The sequence below is a fragment of the Flavobacterium sp. AG291 genome (assembly GCF_003350375.1).
In the GTDB taxonomy this organism is placed as follows: Bacteria; Bacteroidota; Bacteroidia; order Flavobacteriales; family Flavobacteriaceae; genus Flavobacterium; species Flavobacterium suzhouense.
The window spans coordinates 27,719-47,658 of sequence record NZ_QQAR01000005.1; the positions used below are offsets into that span (position 1 = coordinate 27,719).

At 39.6% G+C, this 19,940-nt stretch carries 16 protein-coding genes; 7 read left to right on the forward strand and 9 right to left on the reverse strand.

What is annotated here, in order from left to right:
* Nucleotides 1-11 precede the first annotated feature (11 nt).
* The 4 genes from DEU42_RS07015 to DEU42_RS07030 form a co-directional block, all read right to left on the reverse strand.
* Nucleotides 12-2,786, reverse strand: coding sequence for a PD-(D/E)XK nuclease family protein (locus DEU42_RS07015; RefSeq protein ID WP_114757584.1), 2,775 nt, complete (start codon nucleotides 2,784-2,786; stop codon nucleotides 12-14).
* Nucleotides 2,787-2,852: 66 nt separating this feature from the next.
* Nucleotides 2,853-4,241: an OmpA family protein gene (locus tag DEU42_RS07020; RefSeq protein WP_114757585.1), complete on the reverse strand. Its 1,389-nt coding sequence runs from the start codon at nucleotides 4,239-4,241 to the stop codon at nucleotides 2,853-2,855.
* A gap of 105 nt (nucleotides 4,242-4,346) precedes the next feature.
* Nucleotides 4,347-5,540, reverse strand: a complete 1,194-nt coding sequence (gene kbl / locus DEU42_RS07025) for a glycine C-acetyltransferase (protein ID WP_114757586.1) — start codon at nucleotides 5,538-5,540, stop codon at nucleotides 4,347-4,349.
* 43 nt (nucleotides 5,541-5,583) lie between these two features.
* Nucleotides 5,584-8,721, reverse strand: coding sequence for a UvrD-helicase domain-containing protein (locus tag DEU42_RS07030; protein WP_114757587.1), 3,138 nt, complete (start codon nucleotides 8,719-8,721; stop codon nucleotides 5,584-5,586).
* A gap of 120 nt (nucleotides 8,722-8,841) precedes the next feature.
* Between DEU42_RS07030 and DEU42_RS07035 the strand changes: the two genes are divergently transcribed.
* A complete protein-coding gene (locus DEU42_RS07035; RefSeq protein ID WP_114757588.1) occupies nucleotides 8,842-9,450 on the forward strand; it encodes a superoxide dismutase in 609 nt (202 codons plus the stop codon).
* 501 nt (nucleotides 9,451-9,951) lie between these two features.
* On the opposite strand, the gene DEU42_RS07040 is transcribed toward DEU42_RS07035, so the two are convergent.
* Together DEU42_RS07040 and DEU42_RS07045 are read right to left on the reverse strand one after the other, a co-directional pair.
* Entirely contained in the window at nucleotides 9,952-11,850 is a 1,899-nt protein-coding gene (locus DEU42_RS07040; RefSeq protein WP_114757589.1) for an amidophosphoribosyltransferase, read from the reverse strand.
* Between the two features lie 68 nt (nucleotides 11,851-11,918).
* Nucleotides 11,919-12,851, reverse strand: a complete 933-nt coding sequence (locus tag DEU42_RS07045; protein ID WP_114757590.1) for a PfkB family carbohydrate kinase — start codon at nucleotides 12,849-12,851, stop codon at nucleotides 11,919-11,921.
* A 187-nt stretch (nucleotides 12,852-13,038) separates the two neighbouring features.
* Between DEU42_RS07045 and DEU42_RS07050 the strand changes: the two genes are divergently transcribed.
* The gene (locus DEU42_RS07050; protein WP_114757591.1) at nucleotides 13,039-13,620 is read left to right on the forward strand and encodes a hypothetical protein; all 582 of its coding nucleotides are present in this window, start codon (nucleotides 13,039-13,041) and stop codon (nucleotides 13,618-13,620) included.
* Here DEU42_RS07050 and rnhA read toward each other — a convergent pair.
* The 3 genes from rnhA to DEU42_RS07065 are packed head-to-tail and all read right to left on the reverse strand — an operon-like array spanning nucleotide 13,615 to nucleotide 15,151.
* Nucleotides 13,615-14,094: a ribonuclease HI gene (gene rnhA, locus DEU42_RS07055; protein WP_114757592.1), complete on the reverse strand. Its 480-nt coding sequence runs from the start codon at nucleotides 14,092-14,094 to the stop codon at nucleotides 13,615-13,617. The two genes, DEU42_RS07050 and rnhA, sit on opposite strands and share 6 nt — an antisense overlap.
* 47 nt (nucleotides 14,095-14,141) lie before the next feature.
* Entirely contained in the window at nucleotides 14,142-14,585 is a 444-nt protein-coding gene (locus tag DEU42_RS07060) for a DUF4348 domain-containing protein (protein WP_114757593.1), read from the reverse strand.
* Nucleotides 14,585-15,151, reverse strand: a complete 567-nt coding sequence (locus DEU42_RS07065; RefSeq protein ID WP_114757594.1) for a phosphoribosylglycinamide formyltransferase — start codon at nucleotides 15,149-15,151, stop codon at nucleotides 14,585-14,587. The genes DEU42_RS07060 and DEU42_RS07065 overlap by 1 nt, the downstream gene beginning before the upstream one ends.
* Nucleotides 15,152-15,328: 177 nt before the next feature.
* Here DEU42_RS07065 and DEU42_RS07070 point away from each other — a divergent pair, with 177 nt between their 5' ends.
* The 5 genes from DEU42_RS07070 to pyk all read left to right on the forward strand — a co-directional run bounded on the left by DEU42_RS07070 (nucleotide 15,329) and on the right by pyk (nucleotide 19,825).
* Nucleotides 15,329-15,565 carry an acyl carrier protein gene (locus DEU42_RS07070; protein WP_019037482.1) on the forward strand — a complete coding sequence of 79 codons (237 nt, stop codon included), beginning with the start codon at nucleotides 15,329-15,331 and terminating at the stop codon, nucleotides 15,563-15,565.
* 207 nt (nucleotides 15,566-15,772) lie between these two features.
* A complete protein-coding gene (gene fabF, locus DEU42_RS07075) occupies nucleotides 15,773-17,026 on the forward strand; it encodes a beta-ketoacyl-ACP synthase II (protein ID WP_114757595.1) in 1,254 nt (417 codons plus the stop codon).
* Between the two features lie 9 nt (nucleotides 17,027-17,035).
* Nucleotides 17,036-17,782: a ribonuclease III gene (rnc, locus tag DEU42_RS07080; RefSeq protein WP_114757596.1), complete on the forward strand. Its 747-nt coding sequence runs from the start codon at nucleotides 17,036-17,038 to the stop codon at nucleotides 17,780-17,782.
* 118 nt (nucleotides 17,783-17,900) lie between these two features.
* Nucleotides 17,901-18,389, forward strand: coding sequence for an IPExxxVDY family protein (locus DEU42_RS07085; protein ID WP_114757597.1), 489 nt, complete (start codon nucleotides 17,901-17,903; stop codon nucleotides 18,387-18,389).
* A gap of 5 nt (nucleotides 18,390-18,394) precedes the next feature.
* Entirely contained in the window at nucleotides 18,395-19,825 is a 1,431-nt protein-coding gene (pyk, locus tag DEU42_RS07090) for a pyruvate kinase (protein ID WP_114757598.1), read from the forward strand.
* The last annotated feature ends 115 nt before the right edge of the window (nucleotides 19,826-19,940 follow it).

Below are 19,940 nucleotides of genomic sequence, written 5' to 3' on the forward strand. Positions count from 1 at the left end.
GACTTCCTACTTTAAACAATTTTCTCCTCAAAAGGAATATCCACATTCAAGATCTCATTGATAAGGGTTACCAACTGCGTTTTGAACTGAGCCAAAACATCGCTGTCTATTATATCTTGCACCGGTGCCGACTTATCGAAACCATCTTTAAAAGCAAAATTCATAAAGCCGCTTTTCATGTTCTTGAATGAAATGATACCTGCTTCGGTTTCCTTGCCCCCGCCATGCGGTTCATACATAAAGGCATAAGTAAGCAACTGTATGATCTTTTCGTTCTTGATATCTTCTGTAAGGCATTCCCAGGTTTTTAGCACCAGGTTATTCTTCTCTACTTTTCCTGTTTTGTAATCCGTAATACGAATGCGTCCGTTACGTTCTTCAATACGGTCAATATTACCCGAGATCACTACCGGATAAGGCAGTCGTTCATCCTCCAAGAGGCGTTCAAACTTATGTTCAAGATAAAGCACCTTAACAGCATCGCCATCAACGAGCTGCTTCTTCTCCTGTTTCAGGAAGTTGTGAACGTTACGTTTAGCCACTTCAAAAGCCAACAGGTTGCGTCCTTTTTTGATCTCACCCTCTTTATAGACTTCCTTAAACTGTACCATCACTTCATCATCGGCCAACGCAGCCATATTGTCTACATCATGCACAGCAAGAAACTTACCAATGTAAGGCTTGTACAACACCTCCAGTGCCCCGTGAATAATGGTCCCAAGGGTATTTAGCGCAATGCTTTCTTCTACCTCTTCTACCTCACTAATACGTAATACCCTCTGGTAATAAAACTGCATCGGGTTACGGATATATCCGGTAAGTGCCGATGGCGAAAAACCTTTCCCTGTTGCAATTTCCCTCAGACGATCGATTACCTTTTGCGTTTTAGGAATTACCATCGGTTCATAAGCCTTAGGCGGCAAAACAGCATTATAAATCTGCGAGATAAGGTTATGCTTGGGCTGTTTCTCTATTTCAAGCTGGGTCAGGAAACGGCTTCGTTCTCCGGCATCAAGCCCTTCACTTTCGGTATTGTAAAGCAGATAAATATTTTTAGCCCTCATTAACAGGTGATAAAAGTGAAAGCTGTAAATAGCATCTTTCTCTTTGTAGGTAGGCAATCCCAATTCACGCTTTACGTCATACGGAATGAATGAGTTTTGGGATTTCCCGGCTGGGAATTTACCCTCATTCATGGAGGTGATAACCACATTCTCAAAATCAAGCACACGGCTTTCAAGCACCCCCATAATCTGAAGACCGGAAAGCGGTTCGCCTTCAAAAGATACTTCTGCCAGGTCAATAACCTGTTTGTATATGGTGTAAAGCACCGCTATACTATCCATCTGAGGGTGTTCCTCATAGTAATTTATAAGCTTATTGATTACCTTAAAAATTGAATACAAAAAGGCCTTGGTAATCTTATCCTCTTCCTCGTCATTACTCATAAAGCTTTTAAGAGTCACCAATATATCCGACAACCTCTTTAATATATCACCCACATTGCCATCCCAACGGTCAAACAATAACCTGAAGAATGGCGATGCACTGGCATGCAATTCATATAGTTTGGAATGCGAAAAGAAGGTAAAGTTATTACTATTGATAAGTTCAATAAGCTGTTTTGCTCCGGAATAAGGCTCAACTAACGGATGTGTAAGCACATCCATCACCTCTCGATAATACAACGTATAGCTTTTTTCACTTCTGTTAATCGCATTGGTATGCAGTTTAAACAGTTTCTGCAAAAGCAATTGCGCGGGGTTGTTCTTGCTGCTATAGCCCATCGTAATATTCAGCGCACCTACACTTTTAGGTAAACTGTACAACAAGGGAATAAGCATACTCTCCTCACCCAATACCAATGCCGTTTTATCAAGACTGTAACCTTCTTTTTGGAACTGTTCTACAAGCTCACCGGCAATTTTGGCCTGGCCAACGGTTTTTGGCGTACCAATGATATGAATGTTCTTTGACTCACTAAATTCGTTTGTGATCCATTCAAACGGCTGTAGTGCATATTGTTTCCATTCTTTCTTAAAGCGCCTGATAAACAAACCCGCATCATGGTAGGGATCATTTAGAAAAACATAGTCTATATCCCAATACACCTTGGCCTGACCAAGTGACATTAAGTGCTGAATTATTTTTTCCTCGGCAGCATTAAGTGCATTAAAGCCTGCAAAAACCATCTGCCCTTTGGTAAACGAATTCGAAAAATGGTGGATATTCTTTACCGCTTCGCGATAGATGAGACCCTGATATCCTGAACCTTTTTCTAAAAGATGCGCATAAAGAGCATTATAATATGACGGCAACAACTTCCAGAATTCAAGATAATTCTCGATCATGGTCGTGCGCTTGTCCACGTCTACCGCCCAATGCTCAATTTCCTGAATATTTTCAAGATAACTAAGCACATGTTTGGGATCCAGAAGATAGCGGTCTATCTCATTAAAATCCTGCAATAATGTCTTTGCCCAATTGGCAAAGGTTTCAAAAGGCTGTTGTTTTTCTTTAGGTGTAAGCCCAAGATAAACGGTATGGAATTCAAAAAGCAGCCCGATAGTATCAATAGAGCGTATTCCGGCAACGTCCTGTACAAAATCCTCAATACTGATGATCTTTGGAGCAAATACAGTTTGCGAAAGTTGCTTTTTTAAAGCTTCAAGCAGGAAAATCCTTGCCCTTTTATTAGGTAATACAACCACCACATCGGGAAGGTTATTACCATAATCCTGTATTAATTGGGTACTTAGCTTATCGAGAAAAGTTACATCTGCCATGGTATAAAAATAAAAAAACGCTCCCGATATGGGAGCGTTTACTGTATTTATTTTGGTAGGTTATCCTTATTCTTTGATAAGTTTAACTTCTACCCTTCTGTTTTGTGCTTTACCTTTAGCAGTTTTGTTAGAAGCGATTGGTTTAGTTTCACCGAAACCAACTGATCTAAGTCTGTCAGCAGCGATACCGTGCTCTACTAACCAAGTTTTAACTGCAGCAGCTCTGTTTTCAGATAGAGTCTGGTTAAGTGCGTTGCTACCGTCGCTGTCAGTGTGACCTTCAAGGATAAATTTAGCATGAGGGTATTCTTTAAAGATAGCGTTCATAGCCTCTAGTACCGGAATAGTCTCATCTTTGAATGAAGATTTACCACTGTTGAATAGGATAGTTTTACCGTAATCGTTCAGTTTTTTAACAACTTCTTCAGTTACTTCAGGACATCCTTTGTTAGCAGCTGTACCTTTTACGTTAGGACAAAGATCATCTTTATCTAGTACACCATCACCATCAGTATCTGGCCATGGACAACCACCGTTTTCTCTTGGACCTTTAACATCCGGACATTTATCATCTTTATCAGCGATACCGTCACCGTCTGTATCAGGACATCCTTTTAGGCTAGCAGGACCAGCTATTTCAGGACAAGCATCATCTTTATCAGCGATACCGTCACCATCTGTATCAGGACATCCGTTGAATTCTTTAAGACCAGCAACATCTGGACAAGAATCATCTTTATCAGGAATACCGTCACCGTCAGTATCAGGACATCCTTGGAATTCTTTTAGACCAGCAACTTCAGGACAAGCATCATCTTTATCATAGATACCGTCTTTATCTGTGTCTTTACCACCAAATTTGAAAGTAAGACCAGCAAAATGTTGCATGTGTCTAGGAACGTTAGCCTCAGCCTGGTCTTCGAATGAATGTTTGTAAGTAGACTGTACAGTAAGACCTACGTTTTCAGTAAACCAGAAGTTGATACCAAGACCTCCGTTAACAGTACCGTTACCTTGCTCATCTAACCAAGTATAACCTCCACCAATGTGAACGAATGGGTTAAACCAGCTTTTTGGTAAAATGCTATACTTAACGATAGCGTCAGCTCCGTAGTAAGTAAGATCATCAACACCAACTCTCATGATGTCATGAGTATTAGTTGGGTTATCCAGATATACTTCATCGATTTTGTTAACCGATCCTGTAATACCTACTGAGAAGTTGTTTCCGATGTGTCTTGACACATTGATGTAAGAAACAGACGGAAGGATATTCCACTCTGAAACTTTAAAATACTTATTAAAATTGTCTGTGAAATCAGCGCTCGCGCCAAAACGGGTAGTAACCGCATTAACACCAAAGCCAATTGACCATGGGTTGTCTTCGTCCTGCGCCTGTGCATTCAAGCTCAGTGCCATAAGTGCAGCAACGAACAGTTTGTTAAGATGTTTCATACTTTATTTAATTACAAAGGTTATATGTAGACAAATTTACTCTGTTAAAATTGAACAGCAAAACGTTTTATTAAAATTTATCCTACGTTAAGGGCTAAAAAGTCGTTAAATTATAGTTAACGATTTCCCAACCTCTGAAAATGAAGCTATTGCATGATCCAAATGCTCCTTAGAATGAGCCGCAGAAAGCTGCACTCTTATCCTCGCTTTGCCCTTTGGAACCACCGGAAAGAAGAATCCTGTTACATAAATACCCTTTTTCAGCAGTTCATCCGCCATGATTTGCGACAATTTTGCATCATAAAGCATTACAGGAACGATCGCAGAGTCACCATCGATGATGTCAAAACCTGCTTTTTTCATTCCTTCTTTAAAATAATTTGTATTCCATTCCAGCTTATCCCTAAGTGTAGTGTCTTTTTTAAGCAGTTCAAAAACCTTTAGCGAAGCACCAACGATTGATGGAGCCAGCGAGTTTGAAAACAAATATGGTCTTGAGCGTTGTCTTAGTATTTCGATTATCTCTTTTTTTGCTGTAGTATAACCACCCATGGCACCGCCAAGCGCTTTACCAAAAGTACCGGTAATAATATCAACCCTGCCCATTACCCCTTTAGCTTCAAGTGTACCTTTACCAGTTGCTCCTATAAAGCCTGCAGCATGACACTCGTCTACCATAACCATGGCATCATATTTATCAGCAAGATCACATATCTTATCAAGAGGCGCTACAAGGCCGTCCATAGAGAACACACCATCAGTCACGATAAGTTTAAAACGGTGCCCTGCCTCAGTAGCCTTAATAAGCTGCTGTTCCAGTTCTTCCATATTATTGTTTTCATATCGGTAACGTGCCGCTTTACATAAGCGAACTCCATCAATAATAGAAGCATGGTTTAAGCTATCAGAAATAATACAGTCCTCTTCTCCTAATAATGGTTCAAAAACACCCCCATTAGCATCAAAAGCGGCGGCATATAATATAGTATCTTCTGTACCGTAAAAATCGGCTACTGCTTTTTCAAGTTCTTTGTGAATATCCTGAGTACCGCAGATAAAACGCACTGATGACATTCCGAATCCATGGGTATCAAGCGCATCTTTAGCCGCCTGTATCACCTCAGGATGCGACGAAAGCCCCAGGTAGTTATTTGCACAAAAGTTCAGCACCTTCTGTCCTGAATCTAAAGTTATCTCTGCTCCCTGTGGTGAAGCAATAATTCTCTCCTTCTTATAAAGACCATTTTCTTTTATGGTTTCCAGTTCAGCTGTTAAATGCTCTTTGATCTTTCCGTACATTTTTATGTCGTTTAAGTTTATAGATTATTGTTTTCTCAAAAAATCACGTCAAATTTACCACATTTATATCATCACCTATATATACGAGTGCTTTTTTAATTACTGCGAGTCCCATTTCTTCTAATGCCAGTTGGTAAGAAGCGAGCTGCATTTCGTATTTAGACTGATGCGCTCCTGTCTTATAATCCAGAAGCAAAGCAGAAGCTCCTTTTATCGCTACCCTATCAGGTTTTATGGTTTGCACATCCTGACGGATAATACTCTGCTCATTATATATAATGTTGTCTTCCGCGAAAAATTCCCTCAACTCGTGATGGAATATTACAGCCCTGAGTGTTTTCTCTACCTCTTCCTGCTGGCTTTTTACAATAAGTCCATCCTCAACCGCCTTTACCAAAGCTATCGGTATATCATGTTCCGTTCTTATAAAAGAGAAAATTTCGTGCATTACATTACCAAATTCAATTGCTTTAAGCCGGTCAGACCCCCACATAAGCGATTCGCGCTGGGCGATCTTTACACCCCGAGGACTGAATCTTTCACCAACCACCTTAATATTCTGCTGCTGCGATTCTTCTTTTTCTTCAGGAGAAAGCCTTACTGCATTACCAAATTCATATTCCGTAACATTAGCATCAAACCGTTGCTTCTGCATCAGGTATTTAATAAAATATGACGACATATTATTGGTCAATTCTCCTTTGCTCGTAAAATTCCTGCCCGATATTATGTACAATTGCTCCTCGGCACGGGTAAGTGCCACATATAATATATTGATATTATCCAGCAACTCTTCCTGCGATTTGACAAAATATAGTTCCGATGCTTTTTCACCATATTCAGCCACGCTTTTATTGCTGTCTACAAGTGCTTTTTGAAACTCAAATGTAGTATCATCCAGCTCAAGCCACATTTTACTTCGTGGAGATCGGCTGTAATCTTCTTCGGCAAACGGAAAAATAACAACAGGAAACTCAAGCCCTTTAGACTTGTGGATAGTCATAATCCTCACAGCATCATTACCCTCCGGCGATGGTATACTGAATTTGGAACCATTCTTATCCCAATAATCCAGAAAATCAGCAATCCCCGACTGGGTTCGCATATCCCTTTCCAGTACCAGGTCCAGAAAGTACTGTACATAACTCTGATTGCTTTTCTTTTTCAGGAAAGCACCTATTATGGTTTCAACTGCTTCATACAGCGAACGCTTGCGACAATCCCTAAACGATATGTTTATGGCATGAAGTCCAAGCCAGTTCTCCAGATGTTCTTCCGTAGGCTGTGCCATACCCTCGGCAATAAAGTCGTGAATGGCAATATCACCCTGATTGCTTGCCGCAAAATATAAAAAGTGCGCCTTAGCCTCAATATTCTCATTGCTTTTAAGGTAACGAAGCAAGTTAACAATGAGCTTAACCTCTGTTGCATTCTCTATAAGCAATGTTTCAGATGATAGTATAGGTATGTTTTGTTCCGTAAGATAGTTTGCCAAAAGCACCCCTGGAGTTCGCTTTCGCGTAAGCAATACAATATCTCTATAATTAAAGCCATTGGATAAAGCTTTTTTGATGGCGCTTAGAGTAGCTTCAAGATACAGTGTATCTTTATCAGTTTCCTCATCGGCATCCTGCTGAATTTCGGGTATAAAAGAAATATTCACATAGCCACCCTCTTTTGCATTGGTTTCCTGCCCGCTGGCAACATACATAGCTTTATAATCTTCATTTTCAAATTCGCCCGAGAGCACTTTAAAAAACTCATTATTAAAGTCGATAACTTGTGAGTAACTCCTGAAGTTAGTTCCAAGATTCAGTATCTCCTTATCCGGATTTGAGAAAGGATTGTGCTCTTTATTCAGCTCAATAAACTGCTCTGCCTTACCTCCGCGCCAACGATAAATAGATTGTTTAGGATCACCCACTACCATCAGTGTGCCGCGATCACCCATCAGGTCTTCAGATGAGAGCGCATTATCAATCAACGGAACAAGGTTGTTCCATTGCATTTGTGAGGTGTCCTGAAACTCATCAATAAAAAAGTGGCGGTAGCGCTCACCCAGTCGCTCATATATAAAAGGAGCAGGCTGGTTTTGAATTTCATTATGAATAATAGCATTGAACTCCGATATCGAAAGTACATTCTGCTCCTTCTGTATACGTTCCAGTTCCTGCCCAATAGAATTAAGCAGTGAAAGCGGTGTAATATTCTTTAAGAAAGCCTGATAAAAATTACGTTTCTCATAATTCTTATATGCCTTTTGCAACAGCCCAAGAAGTTCCGGGATTATGCTTTCAATAATTTCACGGTCTTTGGCTGTTTTGTTTATCTGTACATCGTCAAACTCATAAAACTTTTTATGGGTGCTTTGCAGCACGCCATCCCTTATGTAGCCTATGTGATTAGGAAAAGTACCCCTTGAAAATGATTTTAAATCTATGCCCCGGCTTTCCAGCATCGCAAACATCTCGTTAGCTATAGCTACATTTTCCTCATCATATTTCTCAACTGACTGCCTGAGCTTCTCCTTAATATATATAAACTCCTCGATAGTTTTATCCTTAAACTGATTGAGCTCATTGCGATTATTTTCATCTATTAACAGCTTACCCGTCTCAAAAAGCTCATGGGTAACATCCCAGCTTTTATCGTTATCAGTCTTATCAAGTGAGAAATCTACCAATAAAGATGTAAGCACATCGTTCTCTCCTGCTTTGGCAATAATGGCATCAACCGCTTCCTGCAACAAAATATCCGTTTCCAGGGAGACATCGAATGACACAGAAAGGTTAAGATCATGTGCAAAAGCACGTATCACTTTATGCGTAAACCTGTCGATAGTAGAAATATCGAAAGAAGCATAATTATGGATAATATTCTTAATTATAGACCTCGACTTATCTTTGATGGTTGCAACGGATAAACCAGTCTCTGCTGACAAATCCTTCATTAATGCTTCTGCCCTCAACCCAGGTTCATCTTTAGAGAAATCGGAAAGATTCATAATGATACGGCCTTTCATCTCGGCAACCGCCTTATTCGTAAAGGTTATAGCCAGAATCTTTCGGTAAGCATCATCGGTAGGACTTTGCAAAAGTATACGCAAATACTCTTTTACAAGGGTATAGGTCTTGCCCGAACCTGCCGAAGCATTATATATGGAAAAAGCAGTTTTATGCACTTATAATGAGTTGTTTATAGTTTAAAGTTTTAAATTATAACAAATTCTTATTTATTGTAAACCTTAAATACTGTAAATTTGGATTTAAAATTAATACTAATCTTTTAAAATACGGAAATTATGGCCTTTGAATTACCTAAACTTCCTTATGCATATGATGCCCTGGAGCCACATATTGATGCCAGAACTATGGAAATACACCATACTAAACATCACAATGCATATACAACAAACCTGAATGCAGCAATTGCCGGAACAGATCTAGAAGGCAAAACCATAGAAAACATATTAATAAACCTTGACGCTTCTAACGCAGCAGTAAGAAATAACGGTGGAGGTTACTACAACCACAACCTTTTCTGGACTATCCTTTCTCCTAAGGGAGGTGGAGAGCCAACAGGAGAACTAGAAACTGCTATCGATGCTGCTTTTGGTTCTTTCGCTGAGTTCAAAGCTAAATTTGCTAAAGCTGCAACTACACAGTTTGGTTCAGGATGGGCTTGGCTTTGTGTACAAAAAGGTGGTAAACTTGATATTTGCGCTACTCCTAACCAGGACAACCCACTTATGCCGGAAGTAGGATGCGGAGGCACTCCAATCCTTGGTCTTGATGTATGGGAACATGCATACTACCTAAACTACCAAAACAGAAGACCTGATTATATCGAGGCTTTCTTTAATGTAGTAAACTGGGAAGAAGTTGCAAGACGTTACGCTCTTGAAAAATAAGACTTCAATATAGTCTATAAGGAACGGATGCAGTTTGCATCCGTTTTTTTTTATGTTTAAAATTATTTACTATTTAAATAATAACAAACGTGAAATAAAAAAGGGAAAACATTGCTGTTTTCCCTTTTTTTGCCCCCAAAAATACCGTAAAAATTAATTTACTAATGCTATTTTCTATTGTAAACATAGAATATAATTAAAACTCACACAACTGTTTTAGACCAACTGCACACAAAATCGACAAAATACCATCATTCCCGACAAACTGCATTTTTTAACATTTACTTTTTAACTAATAGAATATTAAGCAGTTGGAAGCATCAAAAACACTACGTCTATAAAATAAGAAAGGGAAAGCAATATTGCTTTCCCTTTCTTTGCCCCCAAAAATACCGTAAAAATTAATTTACTAATACTATTTTCAGGCGCAAATGTATACTGTAGAATTATTCCTCACAATATTTTACGATTAACGGCATTAAAACTCGTTAACGCGTATTTTTAATATGCTCTTGCGTCGTTTCCTTCGTAGAAATTGATGAAAGCCCTGTTTACAACACGGTTACCACCCGGTGTAGGATAGTCTCCCGTAAAATACCAGTCACCAAGGTTTTTAGGGCACGCTTTATGCAGGTTCTCAACACTCTGGAAGATAATTTTCACTTCAGCATTAATACCTTCAGAACTTAGCATTTCAGCAATCTTATCAGAGATTTCCTGATCTGTAAATGGCGCATAGAACTCCGTTACATAGTTAACCACTTCTGTATCCGGAAGGTTCTCCTGTGCTTTACATTTTTGGTAAACTTCATCAACAATATGAGCCATGCCTCTTTCTTTCAACAGCTCATGTGCCGCCTGGAAAGCAACAAGACCTTCAAGCTTAGCCATATCGATACCATAGCAGTCAGGATACCTGATTTGTGGCGCAGACGACACCACAACGATACGTTTTGGCGAAAGCCTGTCCATCATTTTCAGGATACTCTTTTTAAGAGTAGTTCCCCTAACAATAGAGTCATCAATAATAACAAGGTTATCCTGTGGTTTAATAACACCATAGGTAACATCATATACGTGAGCCACTAAGTCGTCACGGCTGCTGTCTTCAGTAATAAACGTACGCAGCTTAGCGTCTTTAATAGCAATCTTTTCAGTACGGATCTTAACCTTAAGAAGTTCTTCAAGTGTCGCTTCAGTAAGTGTATTCCTGTGCTCCAGGATATGTTTGTTCTTACGCTGGTTAAGGAAATCCTGAGCTGCCTCTACCATTCCGTAGAACGACGTTTCGGCAGTATTAGGAATAAATGAGAACACGGTATTGTCGGTATCATCTTCAATAGCCCCAAGCACCTGTGGCAATACAAGCTTACCAAGGTCTTTACGCTCCTGATAGATCTCAGCATCACTACCTCTTGAGAAGTAAATCCTTTCAAAAGAACATGCTTTTTTAGGTAGTGCAGGGATAATTTCCTCTACCGATACCTTACCGCTTTTCTTAACGATGATAGCATGACCCGGTTCAAGTTCCTGTACTTTCTCAAACGGAACGTTGAATACAGTTTGGATAACAGGTCTTTCAGAGGCTACAACAGCAATCTCATCATCCTGATAGTAGTATGCCGGACGGATACCTGCAGGATCACGGAACACAAAACTATCACCGTGACCTATAAGACCAGCCATTGCATAACCACCATCCCACTGCTTAGAAGCACGTTTAAGTATCTTAGCAATGTTTAATCTTTCAGATATGATAGCCGAAGCCTCTTGTTTTGTATAACCTTCGTTTTTACAATCCTGGTAAAGATCGGCAACCTCACCATCAAGGAAATGACCTATCTTTTCCATTACCGTTACCGTATCGGCAAGCTCTTTAGGATGCTGACCAAGTTCAACAAGGCTGTCAAAAAGCTGCTTAACATTAGTCATGTTAAAGTTACCGGCAACAATAAGGTTACGGTGCATCCAGTTATTCTGGCGAAGAAACGGGTGAACACTCTCAATACTGTTTTTTCCGAAAGTTCCGTAACGAACGTGACCTAAGAAAACTTCTCCTATATATGGCAGGTTCTCTTTTTGTGCCGCTACGCTATCATTATATTCAGGGTGTGCAGTAAGCTCTTCGTTGATACGCTCATTGATTTGCTTAAACACATCCTGTATAGGCTGCTGCTGGTTAGATCTTACGCGGCTAATGTAGCGCTGACCCGGCTCAACATCAAGTTTAATACTCGCAAAACCAGCACCATCCTGTCCGCGGTTATGCTGCTTTTCCATAAGCAGGTACATTTTCTGTATCCCGTAAAAAGCAGTTCCGTACTTCTCTTTGTAGTATTCTAATGGCTTTAATAATCTTAACAGCGCAATACCGCATTCATGTTTTAAAGCGTCACTCATAATAGTGTGTTGTGTGTTGTTGTTGTATTTCCTATTAAAAAAAGCCCGCAATTGGGCTTAAGTTTTCTTTATTCGTTTTCAAGCGCGATGTCAAACTGCGTCAGCGCCCTGAATTGTTGCAGGCGATCCAGAACCTCTTCTTTTGTGAGGTTTATCATTCGCTCCGGCCCAAACTTCTCTACACAGAAAGAAGCCATGTTAGAACCATATATAATTGCATTTTTCATGTTCTCAAACGAGATGTTTTCGCTTTGCGCAATGTACCCCGCAAAACCTCCGGCAAAGGTATCACCTGCTCCTGTTGGGTCAAACACTTCTTCAAGCGGAAGTGCCGGCGCAAAGAATATTTGCTTATCATTGAAAAGTAAAGCACCATGCTCCCCTTTTTTGATTACCACAAACTTAGGCCCCATCTCTTGTATCTTAGCCGCAGCCTTCACAAGTGAATATTCGCCTGTAAGCTGTCGTGCCTCTTCATCATTTACTGTAATTACATCTACACGCTTGATAACTTCCTTAAGTTCAGGCAGTGCACAGTCCATCCAGAAGTTCATAGTATCAAGAACTACCAGTTTAGGCTTAACCGTCATCTGGTCAAGAACACTTATCTGTACCAAAGGGTGCAGGTTACCCAGCATAACCACTTCGGCATCCTTAAAGTTTTCAGGAACTACCGGTTTAAAATCAGCAAGGGTGTTTAGTTCTGTAACAAGGGTATCGCGTGAGTTAAGATCGTTGTGATAGCGACCGCTCCAAAAGAAGGTTTTACCACCTTTAACCACTTCAAGTGCAGAAATATCGATATTCCTTTCCGTAAAAAGATCCAGATATTCCTGTGGAAAGTCCTCACCAACTACTGACACTACGGCCGATTTAACTTTAAAAAATGATGCTGAAAAACCTATATACATACCGGCTCCACCAAGTATTTTTCCGGTTTTGCCAAAAGGCGATTCTATAGCATCAAAAGCTACCGAGCCTACAATCAGTAATTTGTTCATAAAAGATAATGAAATTGAGGATGCAAAGATAATTTATATCTTCAATACATACAAGATTTTGATTATCAAATTAAATTATGGTTACATATAGGAAATCAATGGGTTAGAAAAAGAAATAAACTACAACAACATTTGTCAGGCCGTTATAACTTAAATATATTTGCGCCATCACTCTTCAATAATTAAAATGAAAAACATAAAGCTGTTGTTATTACTCATTTTATTCATAAGCTGCCAAAAAGAAAAATCAAATGAAGCGGAAATCGCTTCAGAAAATAATATCGAAATACAACAGGCAAATGACGAGTTTCAAATGTTCTTGGATAAATTCCCCGAAGTCAGACTACCTCTTGATATCGAGCCATGCAGCATCGACGATTCAAACATGAAGATGCTTAATGACAGTACACTTATATATGGCAAAATACCGTCAAACGGAAAATACATAACCACAATCAGCTTTGATATTGCCGACTGCCTGTTACCCAGAATTACCACATATACGCTTAGCGGAAAAACAATAGATTCTAAACCTGTCGTAATCGGGCTTTGTGGGTCAGACCCCTGCTACGAATGCAATGAATATTTTAGGATAGGTAAAGATTACAGAATATATTCCTGCGATTCTGCACGTTATGATGATTGCATCAATAAAGTAAGTGACACTGTAACCAATATCGTTACCTACAAACAAGGAAAACTGAACAGTACAGGAAAAATTGAGTTATCAGCAGAAAAACAAAAAACGTATTACACTAAGAAATCATAATAGCTTCTGTCCTTCATCCTCATAATACGCGTCCACATTTAGTTGTGGCTGCGTGGATGCCATAACGGCCAACTGATCGCAGCGTTCGTTTTGCGGATGGTTGTTGTGCCCTTTTATCCATTTGAAGTCTACCTTATGCTGGCGGTATATTTTAAGGAAGCGCTTCCACAGGTCGGGATTCTTTTTATCCTTATAGCCTTTTTTCTCCCAGCCAAAAACCCAGCCTTTAGTTACCGAGTCTACCACATATTTAGAATCAGAAACTACAAGCACGGCAGTATTGGGCTTTGAGAGTTTTTCAAGACCTACTATTACAGCAAGTAACTCCATACGGTTATTGGTCGTCAGGCGGAAGCCTTCATAAAATTCCTTGCGGTAGCCGGTCCCCACCTGCTCCATGACCACGCCATAGCCTCCCGGACCCGGATTTCCTTTGGCAGCGCCATCTGTATATATATGTACGGTGTGACTCATTTTAGATTAGTTAGATTATTGGATAGTTAGACAACAGAAACACTCAGTTAATTTGACATATCTACCATCTCTACCATATACCAGCAATTATCAATCATTACAAACTTAAATTCCATAGATATTCCATTATCTACACCATCCCATTTATAACAAATAGTATCATTACGCTTTTCAGTTACAACATTATATGCATCAGTCTCTTTCTTGTAAGCCTCTTTATCTTTTCTGAAATCATAATAATAACAATCTTTCGACTCAAGATATCTAACATCGGTTTCAGGATCAGGATAGCTTTCACTCCAACTAACATCTTTTAAGGGAAATTTGGTGTGCTGTTTTTGAAAGACACTATCTGCTGAAAATTTTTCAAAGAAAACATTAAAATCAGTATCGCATTTTTCCACCTTATGAGATTCAGGCATGCGCATGCTTATTTTTTCCTTTTTACAGCTAAAAAGCAGCATCGCTGCAAGAACTAATAAGCACCTCATTATTGCTTATTTAAAATCCCTTCAATTACCCTCGGAAAATGCTCATGCTCAAGTGCGAGTACATGCTCGCCTACTTCTTCCGGAGTAGTACAATGTTCTACAACTACTGTATGCTGATAAATAATATTACCCTCATCATAATTATCGTTTACATAATGTATGGTTATACCGCTTTCTTTCTCCTTATTTTCGAGAACAGCACGATGCACGTTAATACCATACATTCCTTTTCCACCATATTTTGGCAATAGTGCCGGGTGGATATTTATCACTTTATCAGGGTAAGCAGCAATAATATCTGAAGGAAACTTAAGTAAAAATCCGGCCAAAACGATAAGATCGGGCTTAATTTCATTTACAATCTCAAGCACTTTACCATTGTTCAGCTCCTCTTTAGCAAAGACATGAACCGGAACATTATAGCTTTTTGCTCTGTCAATTACACCGGCATTTTGATTGTTTGTAAGCACCGCCGACACCTCAAATTGCTTTTTTTCGTCGAAATACTGCATTATCTGCTCTGCGTTAGAGCCTCCACCTGAAGCAAAAAGGATGATTTTTTTCATTTTCTGGAAAGATTTTTACAACGTGATAACCACATTAATATCCTGCAAAATAACGGCGTTTTGACCTATTTCTAAAATTAATTTTCTAATTTAGTGCGACATTTTTTAGCGAAGATGCGGTTTTAAAATAAAGTTTTTTATTTTTGCCATTCAATTTAAATTCTAAAATTAAAGATTATGTCAGACATTGCATCAAGAGTAAAGGCGATTATCGTAGACAAATTAGGTGTTGACGAAAACGAAGTTGTAACAGAAGCTAGCTTCACAAATGATCTGGGAGCGGATTCTCTAGACACTGTTGAGCTTATCATGGAGTTTGAAAAAGAATTTGACATCCAGATTCCAGACGATCAGGCTGAAAACATTTCTACTGTTGGTCAGGCTATTTCTTACATCGAAGAGGCAAAAAAATAATAAATATTAAACATCCATGTAGTGCTTGATTACATGGATGTTATTATTTATTGAACTATTTAAGGCCAAACACACACGAAAACATGAGAACCTCTTAAAGACAGGGTGTTTTCATAAAAAAATATCATCAATGCCCATGTTTTCTAACCTTATGATATAGAGTACATGGGTATTGTTCTTTAAATTTGAAACTATAAAATTGACCTTATGAAATTAAGAAGAGTTGTAGTAACAGGACTGGGTGCACTTACACCAATAGGAAATAACGTTGAAGAATACTGGAACGGCCTAATAAACGGTGTTAGCGGAGCAGCCCCTATTACTTATTTTGACACGACTAACTTCAAGACTAAATTTGCCTGTGAGGTAAAAAATTTCAACGTTGAAGATTTTATAGACCGTAAAGAAGCAAGGAAAATGGACAAATATGCCCAGTATGCCCTTGTTGCTACGGATGAAGCTGTTAAAGACGCTAACTTTGACTTTGACACTTTAGATAAAGACAGAGCCGGTGTAATTTGGGGCTCAGGTATTGGTGGCCTTGAAACTTTCCAGGAGGAAGTGATCAACTGGGCCAAAGGACCGGGAGTGCCTAAATTCAACCCTTTCTTTATCCCTAAAATGATTGCTGATATTGCAGGTGGCCACATCTCTATTAAATACGGCCTTAGAGGACCTAACTTTACTACGGTTTCTGCCTGTGCATCATCTACAAATGCATTGATCGATGCTTTTAACTACATCCGCCTTGGCCATGCAGACGTCATGGTTACAGGAGGTAGTGAGGCTGCTGTAACAATCGCCGGAATGGGCGGTTTTAACGCAATGCATGCTCTTTCAACCAGAAATGACGACCCTAAAACCGCTTCAAGACCAATGGATAAAGACCGTGAAGGTTTTGTACTTGGTGAAGGCGCTGGAGCTCTTATTCTTGAAGAATATGAGCACGCTGTGGCAAGGGGTGCTAAAATATACTGCGAAGTAGGCGGAGGCGGAATGAGCGCCGATGCTCACCACATTACTGCTCCGCACCCTGAAGGGCTTGGCGCACGTAATGTAATGCTTAACTGCCTTAGGGATGCAGGCCTTAAGCCTGAAGATGTAGACGGTGTAAATATGCACGGAACATCTACCCCTCTTGGTGATATCGCAGAATCTAAAGCTATTATGGAAGTATTTGGCGAGCACGCTTATACACTTAACCTGAACTCTACTAAATCTATGACAGGCCACCTTCTTGGCGCTGCTGGTGCTATAGAGACAATAGCTTCGATACTTTCTATCAAACACGGAATCGTTCCTCCAACCATCAACCACTTTACGGATGATGAGAACATAGACCCTAAGCTAAACTTTACTTTCAACAAAGCTCAAAAAAGAGACATGAAAGTGGTTATGAGCAACACTTTCGGGTTTGGCGGACACAATGCTTGTGTATTGGTTAAAAAATTAGACCTGTAATACTACACTATGGGTATCATTAAAAAAATATTCAATAAAAATACCCGTCTTTCTCCGGAAGACGGGATTTTTTTTGATGAACTCAATAAAATATTAGGCTTTCAGCCGGTAGACCTTACCCACTACCGCAGGGCTTTTACCCATCGTTCTTCCAACAAACAGGACGAAAACGGCCACCCGATAAACTACGAAAGACTCGAGTTTTTAGGCGATGCCATGCTGGGATCGGTTATTGCTGCCCATCTTTTTAACGAGGTTCCCACAGGAGATGAGGGCTACCTTACCAAAATGCGCTCTAAAATTGTGAGCCGCGAACATCTTAATGAACTTGGCCGCGACCTTAACCTTATAAAATGGGTAGAAAGCAAAGTATCGGCACAGCATTTTGGCGAAAACATACACGGAAATCTTTTTGAAGCCTTTATTGGCGCTATTTATCTGGATCGCGGATTTAATTACTGCGAAAAATTCATCCATAAGAAAGTAATTGCTCCTTATGTAGACATCCCTAAACTTGAAGGCAAGGTAATAAGCTATAAAAGCCTTGTTATTGAGTGGTGTCAAAAAGAGAAAAAGACCTTTCAGTATGAGATTTATGAAGATAACGGCACCGAAGGACAAAAGCATTTTGCCGTTAAACTAAAGATTGACGGAAAGATTATAGCCCGCGCCAGAGCCACCTCTAAAAAGAAAGCAGAAGAGAAAGCATCGCAACGTGCATATTTTGCATTTCAGGAAAAAATTAACAAAAAATAAGCCAAGTTATTAGGAAACTAAAACGTTTTCGTGAAGAAAATGACAGAAAGTTAATCCAACAGCCTGTTTTTTCTTAACATTAAATTGTATATTTACGGGCTTATTTTTGAGTATCACTATGGCTATTCACAAATTATTGATTGACGATTTTGTTACGGTCGATTATGGATTGATTGCCATACATTCTTCCCTTGAAGACCACAGGCTGGCTTATTTTATAAACAGGGAATTATCTATACTACTTGAAAAGAGCCCAAACGATATATGGGTGACCATTAACGAAGGGGAAAGCTGTTTTTCGAGATTTATCTTTGAAGACCCCGGCAATGACAGTGCCTGGAACCTGATCCAGAACAGGAACAGGATTACAGGAACACAGAGCAACACCACCACTTCTTTATTTGAAGACACAGAACTGCAGGTTGAGACCAGCGTCTTTTTGATGCCCGAACTCAAAACAGTAGATTATGTGCTCAAAATTGAAAATATGCCTTCTTCTTTTGAAGCAGACGAGGTGGCAGAAAAACTGCTCGGCATTAAACAAATTGCCACAGCCTATGTTATTGACCACAAAAAACTGAAATCTAAGAACAATTTAATTTTTTAAAAAGAATGCCGACAAGAAAAAAAACTAAAATTGTAGCCACATTAGGACCTGCATGCAGTACAAGGGAAGTACTGAAAGATATGATCGATGCAGGTGTAAACGTATTCCGAATTAACTTCTCACATGCTGACTATACCGATGTTAAAGAGCGTATAGACATGATTAGAAGCCTGAATGACGAGTTTGGCTACAATACATCTATATTAGCCGATTTACAAGGCCCTAAACTACGTGTTGGGGTAATGAAAGAAGATGTAATCGTAAACAGAGGTGACATCATTACTTTCCAGACTGCAGAAGATGTACCGGGTACTGCTGACAGAGTATATATGAACTACAAAGAATTCCCTAACGATGTAAATCCGGGTGAGCGTATCCTTCTTGATGATGGTAAGCTTATGTTTGAGGTTCTTGAAACAAACCGTCGCGACGAGGTTAAAACTATCGTTATACAAGGTGGCCCTTTAAAATCAAAAAAAGGTGTAAACCTTCCTAATACAAAAGTATCGCTTCCGGCGCTTACTCAAAAAGATATCCGTGATGCCATATTCGCTATCAAAGAGCAGGTAGACTGGATTGCACTTTCATTTGTGCGTACACCAAAAGACCTTGAAGAACTTCAGGATCTTATCGCAGAGCATTCCGCACATAAAATTCCGATTATTGCTAAGATCGAGAAGCCTGAAGGTGTTGAGAACATCGACAAGATCGTTGCATTTTGTGACGGACTTATGGTTGCCCGTGGTGACCTGGGTGTTGAAATTCCGGCTCAGGAAGTTCCGCTTATCCAGAAGAAGCTTATCAACCGTGCTAAAACTGCACGTATACCTGTAATTGTGGCTACACAGATGATGGAAACCATGATTACCAGCCTTACTCCTACCCGTGCTGAAGTTAACGACGTTGCTAACTCGGTAATGGATGGTGCTGATGCAGTGATGCTATCAGGAGAAACATCGGTAGGTAACTACCCGGTTCAGGTAATTGAGAAAATGACACAGATCATTGAAGCTGTTGAAGATTCTCCGCTAATTACTGTACCGCAAAACTCTCCAGAGGTAAGAACGAAACGTTTTATCACTAAAACAATATGTTACCACGCTGCTTCGATGGCTAACGTTATTAAGGCTAAAGGTATCTGTACGCTTACAAACAGCGGATATACTGCATTCCAGATCTCTGCATGGAGACCAAGCGCACATATTTTAGTGTTCACTTCAAACAAAACCATACTTACGCAGCTTAACCTTCTTTGGGGTGTTAATGCTTTCTACTACGACAAATTCTCAAGCACTGATGAAACCGTAGAAGATGTTAACCAAATCGCTAAAGAAAAAGGGTTTGTAGAAAAAGGTGATTTCCTTATCAACCTTGCTGCAATGCCGGTTGTAGACAAAGGTATGGTAAACACCCTAAGGGTGTCTGAAATAGAATAGTTTTTAATTTTTCATAGCCAAAAAGCCGCTCCTGACAAGAGCGGCTTTTTCATTTGACAAAAATGTTAAAGTTGTAATTCCCTAAAACTGGATATCAATAATTTAACTTTTCTTT

Coding starts and splice junctions, on each gene's coding strand:
- DEU42_RS07015 (WP_114757584.1), bottom strand. CDS start 2,786: ATGGCAGATGTAACTTTTCTCGATAAGCTAAGTACCCAATTAATACAG.
- DEU42_RS07020 (WP_114757585.1), bottom strand. CDS start 4,241: ATGAAACATCTTAACAAACTGTTCGTTGCTGCACTTATGGCACTGAGC.
- kbl (WP_114757586.1), bottom strand. CDS start 5,540: ATGTACGGAAAGATCAAAGAGCATTTAACAGCTGAACTGGAAACCATA.
- DEU42_RS07035 (WP_114757588.1), top strand. CDS start 8,842: ATGGCCTTTGAATTACCTAAACTTCCTTATGCATATGATGCCCTGGAG.
- DEU42_RS07040 (WP_114757589.1), bottom strand. CDS start 11,850: ATGAGTGACGCTTTAAAACATGAATGCGGTATTGCGCTGTTAAGATTA.
- DEU42_RS07045 (WP_114757590.1), bottom strand. CDS start 12,851: ATGAACAAATTACTGATTGTAGGCTCGGTAGCTTTTGATGCTATAGAA.
- DEU42_RS07050 (WP_114757591.1), top strand. CDS start 13,039: ATGAAAAACATAAAGCTGTTGTTATTACTCATTTTATTCATAAGCTGC.
- rnhA (WP_114757592.1), bottom strand. CDS start 14,094: ATGAGTCACACCGTACATATATATACAGATGGCGCTGCCAAAGGAAAT.
- DEU42_RS07060 (WP_114757593.1), bottom strand. CDS start 14,585: ATGAGGTGCTTATTAGTTCTTGCAGCGATGCTGCTTTTTAGCTGTAAA.
- DEU42_RS07065 (WP_114757594.1), bottom strand. CDS start 15,151: ATGAAAAAAATCATCCTTTTTGCTTCAGGTGGAGGCTCTAACGCAGAG.
- DEU42_RS07070 (WP_019037482.1), top strand. CDS start 15,329: ATGTCAGACATTGCATCAAGAGTAAAGGCGATTATCGTAGACAAATTA.
- fabF (WP_114757595.1), top strand. CDS start 15,773: ATGAAATTAAGAAGAGTTGTAGTAACAGGACTGGGTGCACTTACACCA.
- rnc (WP_114757596.1), top strand. CDS start 17,036: ATGGGTATCATTAAAAAAATATTCAATAAAAATACCCGTCTTTCTCCG.
- DEU42_RS07085 (WP_114757597.1), top strand. CDS start 17,901: ATGGCTATTCACAAATTATTGATTGACGATTTTGTTACGGTCGATTAT.
- pyk (WP_114757598.1), top strand. CDS start 18,395: ATGCCGACAAGAAAAAAAACTAAAATTGTAGCCACATTAGGACCTGCA.